The 13,364-nt window shown below is 67.5% G+C and carries 14 protein-coding genes; 3 read left to right on the top strand and 11 right to left on the bottom strand.

What is annotated here, in order from left to right:
- Nucleotides 1-91 precede the first annotated feature (91 nt).
- The 10 genes from DWA33_RS09950 to DWA33_RS09905 are packed head-to-tail and all read right to left on the bottom strand — an operon-like array spanning nucleotide 92 to nucleotide 8,347.
- Nucleotides 92-877: a hypothetical protein gene (locus DWA33_RS09950; RefSeq protein WP_114357940.1), complete on the bottom strand. Its 786-nt coding sequence runs from the start codon at nucleotides 875-877 to the stop codon at nucleotides 92-94.
- Nucleotides 874-1,422, bottom strand: coding sequence for a type II secretion system protein GspM (gspM, locus tag DWA33_RS09945; RefSeq protein ID WP_167443173.1), 549 nt, complete (start codon nucleotides 1,420-1,422; stop codon nucleotides 874-876). Before gspM ends, DWA33_RS09950 begins: the two co-directional genes overlap by 4 nt.
- A gap of 2 nt (nucleotides 1,423-1,424) precedes the next feature.
- The gene (locus DWA33_RS09940) at nucleotides 1,425-2,510 is read right to left on the bottom strand and encodes a PilN domain-containing protein (protein WP_114357938.1); all 1,086 of its coding nucleotides are present in this window, start codon (nucleotides 2,508-2,510) and stop codon (nucleotides 1,425-1,427) included.
- Nucleotides 2,507-3,439 (bottom strand): type II secretion system minor pseudopilin, encoded by a 933-nt coding sequence (locus tag DWA33_RS09935; protein ID WP_114357937.1) that lies wholly within the window; start codon nucleotides 3,437-3,439, stop codon nucleotides 2,507-2,509. The genes DWA33_RS09940 and DWA33_RS09935 overlap by 4 nt, the downstream gene beginning before the upstream one ends.
- 1 nt (nucleotide 3,440) lies before the next feature.
- On the bottom strand, nucleotides 3,441-4,130 hold the full coding sequence (locus DWA33_RS09930) for a prepilin-type N-terminal cleavage/methylation domain-containing protein (protein WP_114357936.1): 690 nt from the start codon (nucleotides 4,128-4,130) through the stop codon (nucleotides 3,441-3,443).
- Nucleotides 4,130-4,522, bottom strand: a complete 393-nt coding sequence (locus tag DWA33_RS09925; RefSeq protein ID WP_244601245.1) for a prepilin-type N-terminal cleavage/methylation domain-containing protein — start codon at nucleotides 4,520-4,522, stop codon at nucleotides 4,130-4,132. Before DWA33_RS09925 ends, DWA33_RS09930 begins: the two co-directional genes overlap by 1 nt.
- On the bottom strand, nucleotides 4,503-4,919 hold the full coding sequence (locus tag DWA33_RS09920) for a type II secretion system protein GspH (RefSeq protein ID WP_244601254.1): 417 nt from the start codon (nucleotides 4,917-4,919) through the stop codon (nucleotides 4,503-4,505). Before DWA33_RS09920 ends, DWA33_RS09925 begins: the two co-directional genes overlap by 20 nt.
- A 37-nt stretch (nucleotides 4,920-4,956) precedes the next feature.
- Nucleotides 4,957-5,427 (bottom strand): type II secretion system major pseudopilin GspG, encoded by a 471-nt coding sequence (gspG, locus tag DWA33_RS09915; protein ID WP_244601244.1) that lies wholly within the window; start codon nucleotides 5,425-5,427, stop codon nucleotides 4,957-4,959.
- A gap of 16 nt (nucleotides 5,428-5,443) precedes the next feature.
- Complete coding sequence (locus DWA33_RS09910; protein ID WP_114357934.1) at nucleotides 5,444-6,655, bottom strand: type II secretion system F family protein; 1,212 nt, start codon at nucleotides 6,653-6,655, stop codon at nucleotides 5,444-5,446.
- 3 nt (nucleotides 6,656-6,658) lie between these two features.
- Nucleotides 6,659-8,347, bottom strand: coding sequence for a GspE/PulE family protein (locus DWA33_RS09905; protein ID WP_114357933.1), 1,689 nt, complete (start codon nucleotides 8,345-8,347; stop codon nucleotides 6,659-6,661).
- Nucleotides 8,348-8,634: 287 nt separating this feature from the next.
- Between DWA33_RS09905 and gspD the strand changes: the two genes are divergently transcribed.
- Nucleotides 8,635-11,040, top strand: coding sequence for a type II secretion system secretin GspD (gspD, locus tag DWA33_RS09900; RefSeq protein ID WP_114357932.1), 2,406 nt, complete (start codon nucleotides 8,635-8,637; stop codon nucleotides 11,038-11,040).
- 39 nt (nucleotides 11,041-11,079) lie between these two features.
- The gene (locus DWA33_RS09895) at nucleotides 11,080-11,571 is read left to right on the top strand and encodes a tetratricopeptide repeat protein (protein WP_114357931.1); all 492 of its coding nucleotides are present in this window, start codon (nucleotides 11,080-11,082) and stop codon (nucleotides 11,569-11,571) included.
- Nucleotides 11,572-11,589: 18 nt separating this feature from the next.
- On the opposite strand, the gene DWA33_RS09890 is transcribed toward DWA33_RS09895, so the two are convergent.
- On the bottom strand, nucleotides 11,590-12,249 hold the full coding sequence (locus DWA33_RS09890) for a prepilin peptidase (protein WP_244601253.1): 660 nt from the start codon (nucleotides 12,247-12,249) through the stop codon (nucleotides 11,590-11,592).
- Nucleotides 12,250-12,459: 210 nt separating this feature from the next.
- Here DWA33_RS09890 and DWA33_RS09885 point away from each other — a divergent pair, with 210 nt between their 5' ends.
- On the top strand, nucleotides 12,460-13,119 hold the full coding sequence (locus tag DWA33_RS09885) for a transglutaminase-like cysteine peptidase (protein WP_244601242.1): 660 nt from the start codon (nucleotides 12,460-12,462) through the stop codon (nucleotides 13,117-13,119).
- The last annotated feature ends 245 nt before the right edge of the window (nucleotides 13,120-13,364 follow it).

Below are 13,364 nucleotides of genomic sequence, written 5' to 3'. Positions count from 1 at the left end.
AACTTGCGGGAGAAGTTTACCTGTTATTAACTGACAGCTTCATGTCAGATCGATGTCAATGAGAACGATAACGTTACTATCGTAACATGACTCAAGGCTTCGCCGCACCGGCGCCGGGCTGCCCCGAAATCCGATTCATCCAGTGCTGCACCATGCCACTGAACGGATTTCCCGATGGAGCCGGCGGCGGGCCGCCGGGAGCTGCGGCCGGCGGAACCGGAAGTGCCGTCGCTGATGGCGCGCCGCCGACGGGAGCCGCAACCGGCGCGGGGGGATTGGGTTTGAACGCAGCGACCGGGGCGCTCGCGGGCAGTGCAGGCCCCGGCGGCCCCGCGGCTTCCGGCGGCGGCAGGCTGAGCACGATTTTCTCGTCGCCCTTTTCGAGGACGACCTGCCGCGGCGCAACGCTCCGCAGCACCCAGCCGTTGTGATCGTCGCCGGTGCGCAGCCGGACCACGGATTTGTCGCCACGGTCGACGAACAGGCCGATGCCGGACGAAGGGTCCATGGCGACCGTGCCGAGCAGCATCAAATGGGGGCGTTCCTTCTCGCGCGGTTTCGGCGGCGGCGGCGGCGGGGGTTTGTCGGCTTTCGTTTCGACTGCGGCCGGCGGCCGGCGTGTCGGCGCAAACAGCGGACGCGCCACCGAGGCGTTCAGCTTGCGCAGCGGAACGGCCCACAGAGGATTGCCGCTCGTCCGCGCGGCCGGGACCTGGGACGGCGCCGGAGCGGCGGCCCGGCTGCGGGTCGGCAGCGGCCTGGCGGCCGTGTCGTCGCGCGGGTCGGCGACCGCCGGCGGCACCGCGGCCAGCGCCACCGAACCGAACAGCACCAGCAGCGGTGCCGCCAGCCAACCGATCCCGGCCGAGACCCTCATTTGCTACCCCGCCATTTGCCCGACACCGAGATCGTCCCCTTCAGCTTGCCGCCCTCCGAGACCCCCTGCGGCGCCTGCACGACCAATTGCTCCACGAACAAGAACGGCATCCCGGCCTCGAGGTCGTAGAGCAGCGGCTGCAGAGCGACCTGCTCGAGCTCGAAACTCGCCGAGGCCATCAGGAAGCCGGCTTTCGCCTGAGGCCCCTGCAGATCGACCTGCGACGACAGGATATTGCCGCGCAGGCGGCGGATCGCACCGGTGAGGCGCTGAAGCAGCGCTGCGGCGGCGACCGACGCGCTCGGTCCCTCGACGAAAGAGGAGCCCCGGGGAACACCGACATCGGCGGTCGCCGCCTGTGGCGGAGGCCGCCGCGCTTCCAACCTCTCGAGGATCGACGACGCCGCGATCACGGCGTCCCGCCTCTGCAGAATGTCCAGAACGTTGCCGGCGGTGGCGAGCGCGCACATCGCGACGACGGCAGTGAACAGCAGCACGGCCAGATAAGGATATCGCGCGAGCTTCGCTTTGAGCCGATCGATCATCGTCATGGCGCGGTCCCGAAATAGGGATTGATCCTGGCTTCGACGTGAAACCGCTCGCCGGTCTCGTTGGCAGCGCGCGTCGTCGGCGCGAAGAACGCCGCCCGGGCAAAACTCGGCGACTGTTCCAGGAGCTGGATCAACGACGGCGCATCGCGAGTCACGCCGGCCACCTGCACCTTGTCGCCGTCGATGCGTAGTTCGGTCGCGTAGGTGTGGTCGGGCAGGACGGCGGCCAGCGCCTCGATCACCATCACGCTGGCGGGCGTGTTCTGCTTGCGCTGTTCAAGCAGCTCCAACGCCGAGCCGCCGGGCGATCCGACATCGCCGCGCAGGATGGCTCGCCGCTCCGCGATCCTGCGATGGATCTGCCGTTCCTGCGCCCCGAGCTGATCGACCAGGATGGTCGCCGCCACCGAGGAGGCGATCGTCGCCAGCGCCGAGATCGCACAGATGCCGAGCACGGCGACGCGCAAGCGGTTGCCGCGAGCGGCGTCGGCCGCGGCCTTGGCGTCGTGAACCGCGACGCGTTGTCCGTCCGGCGTCTCGGTCGTGATCGCGACGGCCGCCGCGCCCAGATCGGCGAAGATCTGCGCCAACGCATCGAACGCGCTCCGCGGAGCCACCGCAATGGTGATTGCGATGCGCTCGCCGGCGATCGGGCGCGGGCGCGTCCATCGAAACGCTGCATCGCTCGCGCTCCACGGCGTCAGCCGGTCGATCTGCGCGCGAACGATGCCCTCGAGGAATTCGGTGGCCCGGTTCGGCAGTTCGAGCGGGCGGAACAGGAAGCGGGACGAGCGCATCATCAGCTCGACTTCACTGCCGCGCATCAGCTTGGTCCACTCCGCCGGCAGCGGCTCGTTGAACGTCGCCCCGATGATTTGGAGTTGGCGAGCCGCGGGCGCATCGCGGCGCTTGCCGCCGCGCGTTGCCGGATCCGCCATGCTCATCATGAAACTTCCGTCTTCCTGCTCGGCCACGCAAATCCGCCGAACCGGCCTGATCCTGCGCGCCAGCGCAGCGAGGCCGATTACCACCGCATCGATCCAGGCGAAGAAACTGGCCGCAATCGTTTCCAGCATGCTCATCGCGCCTTCCCCGGTTCCGCAGGCTGTCCGGTGGCCGGATCGATCTCCCGCCACGACATGACGCGGTACGGGTTCTGGTCACCGAAGCCGGAGATCAGGATCGCCGCTTCGGCAATTCTCTGGCGTCGGCCGGCGGCGACCCGGACGCGGACGCGATAGGCGTTGCTGCTGTTCAACGTCGCGCCCGCCCGCTTTTCCCCCAGCATCCCGAACAGGAACTGCGGGTCCACCGGGCCGGAGTCGCGGCGCGTGATGAGCGCATCGAGCAGCAGCGGCGTCACTCCAGGCAGCGCGGCAATCACTTCCGGCGGTGCATCGAGAATATTCACCTCCGCCATCTCACTGTAGACGGTGACGAACGGCAGCGTCCGCTCGATCAGGGCCGGAGGCAGGCCGGCCACCAGCCAGAGTTCGTCGGTGGTGTTGAACGCTCCGCGCCGCGGCGGATAGCCCATGGAGGCATAGAGCGCGTCTTCCTCGTCGACGCCGGTCGAGCGCGGCGGGCTGCGCCAGCCGATGACGCGGTCGGCGTAGCGCTCGGCCGCGCTGGCCGGCGTTCCCAGCGCGACGAACAGGCCGGCGATCAGAGCCTTCGGCGCCAGGTTCAGGTTGATCCGCGCCGACTCCGCGATGAATTCGACATCGATCGCCGACCGCGCGAGATTGAAACGAAAGCCGCCGCGGCTCGGACGCCCCCCACCTGCCGGAATCGACAGCTGATAGGCGGCCAGCTCCAGCCCCGCATCGATCAGCAGATCCGATTGCAGCGTGGTGCCGCCGAGGCTCAATGCAGTCGCCGACTGCGCCATGTAGTGCGACGCGGTCACCGCGAGTGCCGCCAGCGCCGCCAGCAGCCACAGCACGGCCACGACGATGAAGCCGTCCCGTCCCCGGCGGCGTATCGCATGAACTCGGGCCACCCCGGGCATGCTACTTCGCTCCCGATGCTGCGCCGGCCGGCGGCGACGCGTCCTGGCTGGGCGGCTCCGATAGCGGCGCCATCATATCGGCGTGCAGCCGCGTCGCCGATGCCACGACGACGCCGTGATCGTCGCGGTCGTCGCTGATGCTGAATCTGACTCCGCTCGGCAACCTGCCCTGGTTGCGCCAGGAGGACTTCCAGCCGCCGGTTTCGGCCCGATAGGAAAACGTCAGCCGATACGGCGCACGTAGCAGCACCACCGGATCGGCGAACGGAATCCGATCGAGCGCCAGATCGCCGATCGGCAGCAGCACGAACGGCGCGCGCATCCGCACCAGCATGGTTCCGGTGGCATCGCTGCGCTCCGAGACCCGAACGAATTCGAGACCCGGCGCCGTATTCGGCCCGAGCGCCGGGCGCACGAAGATCACCGCGCCGTCGTCGCCCTCGAACAGCGGCGTTCGATCGTTGCGTCTGGCGGCGACGTACTCGGCGGCGGCGAGATCCGCCGACAGCCGGTCCAGCGCGACCGCCAGTTGTTCGTTGCGCTGAACGCGGAGCAGCCCGCGATTCCAGCCCGGCAACCATTGCGCCGTAACGGCGCCGAGCGCAGCGAGGATCAAGCCCATCAGCGCCACGCCGACCAGCGCTTCGAACAGCGTGAACCCCGCATCGCTCCGCCGCGCACGCCGAACCATCACTCGCCGTCCCTGGTTCGGAGCCGGACGGTCTCGAGCGACAGCATCGCACCGGACGGTGATTGCAGCCGCACCTCGACGCGCTCCGGCACGAAACGCGAACCGGCGACGCCGGCTCCGCCGACGAACGGCGAGCTCGCGATCTGCCAGCGATGGCCGAGGATCTCTCCGCGGCGCCCGCCGACCGCTTCGCCCCGCGGCATGCCGCTGATCACCAGGCGCGCGGCGTCGACCAGACCGACGCGCTGCTCGAGCTTCGATACGCCCCTTACATTGGTCGCAACGACCGAGCCGATCGCGCCGAGCACGACCATCACCAGCGCCAGCGCCACCACCGCTTCGATCATGGTGAAGCCGCGCTCGCCATTGCGATCAGAGGCTGCGCCCGACAATGTCGATCCCTCCGGTCAGCCAATTGACCCGCACTTCGAACCCGCCGCTCGGGTGCATCAAACGGATCGCCCCGCCGCACGACATGCCGGTGGCGAAGAAGCTGATCGCCGACAGCGCCAGCCGTCCGTTGCATTGTCGCGGCAGCAGCGCCTCCATCGTCACGTCGTCCGGAACGCGTATCACCCGATCGCTGGCGCCGGAGCTCACCGTTCGCGACGGCGCGTCGACCTCCGCGGCCACCGTTCCTTGCCTCATGATGGCGGCGTTGCGATCCGCCTTCAGCAACGTTGCGATCTCCACCGCATAAGCCTCCAGCCGTGCCCGCGACGTCGACACCGGAACGCGAGGCAGCACGATCGCGGCGAGCAATCCCACGATCGCGAGCACGCAGACGATCTCGAGCAGTGTGAATCCCGCCTCCCCGCCGTCGCGCTCAGTCCTGGGCGGAGGCGAGATCGGCGGCCGTTCCGGTCCCGCCCTCCTGCCCGTCGGAACCGAACGAGCGGATATCGTAGGGACCGTGCTCTCCCGGCTGTCGGTACACATAGGCGTTGCCCCAGGGATCGTTGGGAATGGTGTTTCCCTTGATGTACGGCCCGTTCCACGCGGACACGCCGCTGACCCGCTGCACCAGCGCCGACAATCCTTCGGCGGAGGTCGGATAGCGGCCGGCGTCGAGGTAGAACAGATCGAGCGCGCTGGAGAAGCTCTGGATCTGGATCTTGGCGGCCTTGACGCGGGACTCCGTCAGATAGTTCAGCACCCTCGGCCCGACGAGCGCCATGATCATGCCGATGATGGTGATGACCACCAGCATCTCCACCAGCGTGAATCCGGCTTCCCCGTCCCGCGCGAGGCGGACGGCCGCGCGTCGGCTTTGCTGTTGTTTCCGGATCATCTTCATCGGCGCCTCCATTGTCTCAGCCCACCACCTGCGTGACGGACAGCAGCGCGGTCATCACCGACACGATCAGACCGCCGACCACCACGCTGATCGTGACGATCGCGGCGGGGCCGATCACGCCGACGATGCGATCGAGCTGACGTTGCAGTTTCACTTCGTAGAAGTCCGCGACCCGCGCCGACAGCACAGGAAGCTGCCCGGTCTCCTCGCCGAGCCGCAGCATCCGCACCGCGACACCGGGCAGCACCGCGGCCTTGGCCAGCGCATCCGACAGCTTGCCGCCGTGCCGGACCCGGTCCGCCATCGCGGTCCAGACCGGGAGATTTCCGGTCACCGCCATGATGTCGACGAGGATACGGAGGGTCGCCGTCAGATTGACGCCGCTGCCCAGCAGAATGCCGAGGTTGCGGCAGAACAATGCGGTGCGGTGAAACTCGACGACCGACGACACCAGCGGAAGCCGCGCCAGCTGTACGATGGTGGCGGCCCTCACGCCCGGCTGCCGCCACAGCAGCCATCCGCCGAGCGCGGCGGCCAGCACTGCCGAACCGACCTCGACGCCATGGTCGCGCAGCAGATCCGACAGCGCCATGAAGACCTCGATGATCGGATCGGTCTTTGCGTTGAAGTCGCGCAGAACCGCGGAGAACTGCGGCAGCACGAAGGTGACGAAAAACCCGAGCACGCCGACCGCCGCCAGCAGCACGAAGGCGGGATACTGCAACGCGTCCGTCACCTTTCGCCGCATCGCTTCGGCGCGGCCGCGCTCGTTACCGAGCGTCTCGAGAATGTGGTCGAGCGTGCCGGACATCTCGCCGACCTTGATCAAGGCGAGGTACATCGGAGGAAACAGCGGCGCATGCCGGCCGAGCGCATCGGCGAAGCTCTCGCCGGACAGGATTGCGGTTCGGATCTTGAGCACCACGGGGCGGAGCCGCCCGACGTCCATGTCGCTGGCCAGCAGTTCGAGGGCGTCGTTGAGGCGCGCGCCCGCCTTCATCAGCAAGGCGAGGTCGCGGGTGAAGACGGTGACGTCTTCCGGGCGCGGACCGGACAGCGCCCCCAGCGACAGCGAAACGCCCTGTTTCGTCGTCTCCGGACTGGCATCAATGGCGACCAGCCCGAGATATTCGATGCGCTGCAGCACATCGGCCGTGCTGGCGGCGGCAATCGATCCGGAGACGACGTCCCCCTTGGCGGTCAGTGCCCGATAGCGGAAGTTGGTCATGCGCTACCTGACAGTGGTGACCCGCAGGATTTCCGCCGCGGAGGTGATGCCGGCTCTGCACTTGGCGAGCCCGTCATCGATCATCGTCGTCATTCCGTTGCGGATGGCGACCTTGTCGATCGACGCCCAGTCCGCTTCGGAATCGACCAGGTGGCGGACCTCCTCGTCGATCTCCAGGATCTCGAACACGCCGTTGCGTCCGCGATAGCCGGTGCCGCCGCAACGCTCGCATCCGACCGGCTCGAAGATGGTCTCGCCGGCTGCCAGCCCGACCGCCTCGTAGCGGGGATCGGCATCGAGATCGGCTCGGGTGAGCGGCCGCGACGATTTGCAGCGGTCGCAGAGCTGCCGCACCAGCCGCTGAGCGACGACGCCGCGCAGCGTGGACCGCAGCAGGAACGCCTCGATGCCGAGATCGAGCAGTCGAGGCACTGCGGCCGCGGCCGTTTCGGTGTGCAGCGTCGTCAGCACCAGATGGCCTGTCAGCGCGGCATGGACGGCGATATGGGCGGTTTCCGCGTCACGTACTTCGCCGACCATGATGACGTCCGGGTCCTGGCGGACGAAAGCGCGTAGCGCAGTGGCGAAAGTCAAACCGATCGACGGTTTGGCCTGCGACTGGCAGATTCCCGGGATCTCGTATTCGACCGGATCCTCGATGGTCAGGATCTTGCGGGTCGGCTCATTGAGGAGCGACAGGACGGTCGCCAGCGTGGTGGTCTTGCCGCTTCCGGTCGGGCCGGTCACCACGATCATGCCGTGTGGCAGCGTCAACAGGCGCCGCAGTTTCGCCTCGTCGTGCGCCAGGAAGCCGAGCTTTTCGATCGAGAGCAGGCCGCGATCTTTGGGCAGCAGACGGATCACGGCGGATTCGCCATGCTGGGTCGGCATGATCGCGACGCGCATATCGATCTCCGACCGCGCCGACCGGATCCGCGCTGCGCCGTCCTGCGGCAGCCTGCGCTCCGCGATGTTCAGGCCTGCCAGAATCTTGATGCGCGAGATCACGGCCTGCGGCGGAGCACCGGACAAACTCTGCACCGGCCGCAGCAGACCGTCGATCCGCATCCGCACCACCAGTGAGTTCCGCGCCGGCTCGATATGGATGTCGCTGGCACGCAACTCGACCGCGGTCTCGAACAGATCGTTGACCGCCCTGACCACCGGCGCACCGCTGGCGAGGTCGCGCAGATTGTCGATGTCGTCGTCGTGCGCCGCGATGGTCGCGGCCGGCGTGTCGGCGGCTGGCTGGTCCTCGCCCAGACGCCGGTCCAGCGCAGTACCGATGTCCTCGAAAGACGCCACCAGTGGCGTGACCGCATCGCCGAGCACCAGCACGGTCGCGTGCAGCGAAGCGCTGTCGCTGGGATCGGCCAGAGCGACGGCGGCGGAGCCGTCCGGCAGTTCGAACGGAAACACCGACATCTCGCGGAGAAAGCGCCGCGAGAACCGTTGCACCAGGGGCGGTGCGGCGAGCAGGTCGGGCAAGGCGACGCGGCCGATGCCGTAGAACCGCGCCACCTCGTCGGCGAATTCCCCTGCCGACAGCTCGCTCGCCTCCCACAGCTCGCGCAGGCCGGGAATTGTCGCGAGCGGCTCCGCCTGGCCGGCCTCGGGATCGTCACGCCCTGCCGGCAACCCCGCCTTCAGGCGGAGATGTGCGGCAAACGCGTGAGCGGACGGCGTACTCATCGAAATCTACCATGGATCGCGCGCCGAGCCGGCGGCGTGAACGAACCGGCGTTTTACGCTGCCTTTGCTATAAGTAATGTGACGTGTACCATTTTGTCGCAATCCACGTCGCGCATGATGATATTGCGCGGCAACGCGGCACCAAGGATCCGCTCCTCTGGCACCGGGGCCGCTGCCGTTGGCCGCGTCGACAAGCCACTTGTCGCCCGCCGCACGGACTATCATGGACAACGTTACTGTCGAGGCGGCTCGCATCATATCACACATTGCTGTCACACAGCGGCTCTATGAGTCTCGCAGGGTCCCACCGCCGCACGATATGCGGCGCGGGCGTCGTTCGAGTGAGGCACATCGTGGGCCCGGTGTTAGGCAGGATCGGACTGTTGCTCCCGTTCGCGCTGCTGGGCGGGCTGCTGGCGGCCTGCAACACCACCGAACCTCTGGACAACCGAGAGCCGGACGTCTTCGACAAGGTGCGGTCGATCGACCTGCTGCCGCGCTATCCGACCCAGGTCCGGCAGGCCGAAGTGTCGACCGGGCGCCGAAGCCAGCCGATCATCTACCCGGCCGAAACCTCGGAGGGTACCAAAGCGGCCGCGGCGTCGCCCCCTGCTGACGCTCGGTCGGCCGGCGGCGATGTCTACGAACTGAACTTCGAGAATACGCCGGTGGCGTCGGTCGCCAAGGTGGTGCTCGGCGACATTCTCGGTGTCGGCTATGTGATCGACGCCCGGGTGCAGGGCAATATCAGCCTCTCGTCCGGCCGGCCGGTGCCCAAAGCCGACATCCTGTTCGCTCTGGAGAACGCTCTGCGGGTAGTAGGGATCGCGCTGGTGCGGGACAATCTGGCCTACCGCCTGATGCCGCAGGGCGACGCTGCAGGATCGGGCCCGGCGGACTACGCCGAACGCACCCAGCCCGGCTACGGCCTCTCGGTCGTGCCGCTTCAACACGTCTCCGCGCAAACGCTGATGAAGCTGGTCGACAGCTTCGGCACCAAGCCCGGAATGGTCCGGGCCGATCCGGTCCGAAACCTGATCCTGGTGCAGGGCACCGGTAGCGAGCGCCGCAACGCGGTCGATCTGGTGACCAGTTTCGACGCCGACTGGATGCGTGGCCAAGCGGTCGGAATCTTTCCGGTTCAGAACAGCAATCCAGAGCCGATCATCGCCGAGATCGAGAAGATCATCGATTCAGGCGAAGGCGGCATCGCGCAGGACGCCGTCAAGTTTCAGACCATCAGCCGGATGAACGCGATCCTTGCCGTCACTCGCAAGACATCGCTGCTGCGCCAGGTCGAAACCTGGATCCAGCGCCTCGACACCGCAGATACGGGGCGGACCGGAATCCACGTCTACCGCATCAAATACGGCGACGCCCGACAGATCGCGCGCGTGCTGAACGACCTGTTCGGCGGCGGCGGCGGTGCCGGTGGGACATCGGCGGCCGACAGCGCCGCCAGCCAGATCGCGCCGGGCTCCGGCTTCGCCTCGAGTTCGAGTTCGAGCAAGAGCGGCTCTGCGCTGAGCCGGCTGTCGGTGACGCAGCCGGGTTCGGCCGGCGCCGCTTCCGGCGCCCGCACCGGCGGCACCGCGTCGTCCGCACCTGGCGCCGCGGCCCCACAGGCAGCCAGCCTGCTCGACCGCGGCGGCGGTCTGTTCGACCGGGCCGGCGCCGGCACGAGCGGCACGCGCGCTGGCGCCGCCGGACTGATGGAAGGCGTCCGGATCACGCCCGACACGGTCAACAACTCGCTGCTGATTTACGCCAGCCAGGAACAGTACAGCATCATCGAGCGCACCATCCGGCAGATCGACCACCCGCAGCTCCAGGTGGCGATCGACGCCACGATCGCTGAGGTCACTCTCACCGATCAGTTGCAGTACGGCGTGCAGGCCTATCTGACGAGCAAGAATCTCGGACTGAAGCCGAACATCGGGTCGGTTTCGAATTCGGCGGCCAGTTCGCTCATCAGCGCCGCCGGCGACGTGGTGCTCAGCCGGGCGATTCCCGGCTTCAACTTCCTGGCCGGCTCGTCGACCACTCCCACTGCGATTCTGAGCGCGCTGCACGCGGTGACCGACGTCAAGGTGCTGTCCAATCCGTCGCTGGTGGTGATCGACAATCAGGTCGCCACCCTGCAGGTCGGAGACGAAATCCCGATCCAGACCGGCAGCGCCACCGTGCTCACCGGCAGCAACACCATCGCCAATACCACCGACTATCGCAGCACCGGAATCATGTTGCGGGTGATGCCGCGGATCAACGCCAACGGCAACGTGCGGCTGGATATCGAGCAGGAGATCAGCAATCCGGTCGGCGGTTCGTCGACCTCGTCGTCGTCATCCTCGACCTCGACGAATTCGCTGACGCCGACGGTGTCGACCCGGAAGGTGCAGAGTTCGGTCGCGGTCGCGAGCGGCCAGACCGTTCTGCTGGCCGGGCTGATCAGCGACACTCAGAATCGCAACCGCAACGGCATTCCCGGCCTCGACCAGATCCCGGGGGTGGGCGACGTGTTCGCGCAGACCGACATCAGCGTCAAGCGCACCGAGCTGATCATCTTCATCCGGCCGCAGATCATTCGCGACGGCGCCGACGCGCACTTCGTCGCCGAGGAACTGCGGACCAAACTGCGCGGCACGATCGGCGCCGTCGGAACGCGGCAGACGGCGCCGCCGCGATACCGCTGAGGCAACCTTTCCGTGATGGCCGCGAGGAGCGAGTGACCCATGCCCGGACCGCTGCCGATCGCCTTCGCCGCATCCCTGCTGATCCTGACCGCGACCGCTCCGGCTGCGGCCGATCCGGCGGCGCACGCCGCCTTCCGGCGCGGCGACTATGTCCGGGCGGCGGCGCTGCTGCCGCCGCTCGCCGAACGCGGCGACCGGCGGGCGCAGGCGATGCTGGGTTTCATGTATGCCACCGGCCAGGGCGTCACGCAGGCCTATGACGCCGCCGCCTACTGGTATCGGCTTTCCGCCGAACAGGGCGACAGCACGGCGCAGTATCTGCTCGGCCTGATGTACGACAAGGGCCACGGCGTTCCGCTCGACGAGGTCGCCGCCTACAAATGGCTCAATCTGGCCGCAGCCAGCGCGCCGAAACCGCTGCGCGACAAATACCTGCGGTTGCGCGACGCGGTGGCCTCGAAGATGAACCGCCGGCAGATCGCCGAGGGTCAATGGCAGGCGCTGGATTGGGCGGCGGCGCCGCGCCGCTGATCTGCGCGGGGTGGGCATTCACCAGCCGCGAAAGACCGTCGCCTGCAGCAGCCAGCCGATCCAGATCGACGGCGCCAGATACAGGCCGAACGGTAGCCGGGTGGTCGGCCGCACCCGGCCGCGCAGCATCTGTACCGCCAGCGCGGACAGCGCAGCGATCTCGATCGCGACCGGGATCATGCTCCACCCCAGCCAGCAGCCCGCCACGGCGGCGAGCTTGACGTCGCCGAGTCCGATGCCGTGACGGCCGCGCAGCCGGAAATACCCCGCCCGGAGCGCCCCGAACAGCAGCACCAGCACAACCGCGCGCCCCCCCGCCTCCAACCACGTCAGCCAGAGCTGACCCGTCGCGGCCGTCACCGCTGCCGCGATCAGGCCGAGCCCGAACGCCACAGCATTCAACCAGTTCGGAATGATGAAGCTGCGCGCATCGATGATCGCGATGCCGAGCATCGTGAGGGCGAGGCCTGAGCCGAGCCAGCCGGCGACCCCAGCCTCGGCGGCGAGGCTCGCGGTGACACCGATGGCGCCGAGGGCGATCACCGCCGCGATCCGCGGTCCATCATCCGTCGGCAGTGAGAGGGAGCGTCGGTTCAAAACAGGGTTCCGCCCCCGATCGGCGACATATCGTGGCGGCGGCGCGCAGTCCGCATTCGCATCATTTTCACCCTGCATCATGACGGCCACATGATCTCGGCTGTGAACGCATACGCGGGCGGACGATACTCGCCGCTCGATAACAAAAATGATACCGTACCGGCCATCAAGTATCGCTCGAGCCGGTTTCCCAGGCTCTTTCGGCCAGATCGATACAAGTTGAACGAGTGGCTTAGCGGTATTTCGAACTCTCGCTGCGAGACTTCCCCCGGTTGGATGTGGGGGAATGTTATGGCGACAGTTCACAAGACCAACGGGCCTCGCACGGCGATGGTCTCGACCCTGGCGCGGCTGCTGCCGGTGCTGACGCTGCTGATCACGGCAGTGCCGGCGCAGGCCTTCCTGGCGCGACCGGTGATCTTCGCCTCGGTCGGCAGCGTGACCAAAGCCCCGAGCGGCTGGCTGCAATTCTGCTCGGAGAATCCTGCGGAATGCCGCGCCTCGCCGGAGCCGCAGCAGGACGTCAAGCTGACGCCCGACCTGCTTCAGCAGCTTTTTACCATCAATGCCTTCGTCAACGATCGGGTGAAGTGGACCAGCGATCTCGATCGCTACGGCAAGGCCGAGCGCTGGGCGATGCCGCTCGACCGCGGCGACTGCGAGGACATCGTGCTGTTGAAGCGGCGGATGCTGGAGCAGGCCGGCTGGCCGGTCGGCGCACTGCTGATCACCACGGTCGAGGACCCCAAGCTCACCGGCAGCCTGCACGCCGTGCTGACCGTGCGCACCGACCGCGGCGAGTTCATCCTGGACAATCAGTCGCCGGAAATTCTGTTCTGGTACGAGACCGACTACCGCTTCCTGTCGCGGCAAAGCGCGTCCGATCCCAACCTGTGGGTGTCGCTGGTCGATCCCAAGGCGTTGCCGGGGCCGGTGCTGGCGCAGCGCTGATACGCGCGTCTCGCTGCCGGTAGCGCGGCCCGTTGCTGCCCGAACATCAGACCTGAAAGGCTAAGGAGGGAGCGCCCGGCCGGGCGCTCCCCTTTGTTTTGTGTCGAACCGCCGCGTCAGACGAAGCGGAAGTCGTCCGCGGTCAGCGAGCTCATCTGGACGTTGGCCAGCGTGATGCTGTTGTCGGCGTCGAGCGTCACCACCACGCTGCCGCCGACCTGGGCGCTGTGCGACATCACATCGGC

It is taken from the genome of Rhodopseudomonas pentothenatexigens (assembly GCF_900218015.1).
Lineage (GTDB): Bacteria > Pseudomonadota > Alphaproteobacteria > Rhizobiales > Xanthobacteraceae > Rhodopseudomonas > Rhodopseudomonas pentothenatexigens.
The sequence above is the reverse complement of the archived record's forward strand: the minus strand, read 5'-3'. Positions and strand labels throughout refer to the sequence as shown.

Coding starts and splice junctions, on each gene's coding strand:
- DWA33_RS09910 (WP_114357934.1), bottom strand. CDS start 6,655: ATGACCAACTTCCGCTATCGGGCACTGACCGCCAAGGGGGACGTCGTC.
- DWA33_RS09950 (WP_114357940.1), bottom strand. CDS start 877: ATGAGGGTCTCGGCCGGGATCGGTTGGCTGGCGGCACCGCTGCTGGTG.
- DWA33_RS09930 (WP_114357936.1), bottom strand. CDS start 4,130: ATGGTTCGGCGTGCGCGGCGGAGCGATGCGGGGTTCACGCTGTTCGAA.
- DWA33_RS09895 (WP_114357931.1), top strand. CDS start 11,080: ATGCCCGGACCGCTGCCGATCGCCTTCGCCGCATCCCTGCTGATCCTG.
- DWA33_RS09905 (WP_114357933.1), bottom strand. CDS start 8,347: ATGAGTACGCCGTCCGCTCACGCGTTTGCCGCACATCTCCGCCTGAAG.
- gspD (WP_114357932.1), top strand. CDS start 8,635: ATGAGTCTCGCAGGGTCCCACCGCCGCACGATATGCGGCGCGGGCGTC.
- DWA33_RS09940 (WP_114357938.1), bottom strand. CDS start 2,510: ATGAGCATGCTGGAAACGATTGCGGCCAGTTTCTTCGCCTGGATCGAT.
- DWA33_RS09885 (WP_244601242.1), top strand. CDS start 12,460: ATGGCGACAGTTCACAAGACCAACGGGCCTCGCACGGCGATGGTCTCG.
- DWA33_RS09890 (WP_244601253.1), bottom strand. CDS start 12,249: ATGATGCAGGGTGAAAATGATGCGAATGCGGACTGCGCGCCGCCGCCA.
- gspM (WP_167443173.1), bottom strand. CDS start 1,422: ATGATCGATCGGCTCAAAGCGAAGCTCGCGCGATATCCTTATCTGGCC.
- DWA33_RS09935 (WP_114357937.1), bottom strand. CDS start 3,439: ATGCCCGGGGTGGCCCGAGTTCATGCGATACGCCGCCGGGGACGGGAC.
- gspG (WP_244601244.1), bottom strand. CDS start 5,427: ATGAAGATGATCCGGAAACAACAGCAAAGCCGACGCGCGGCCGTCCGC.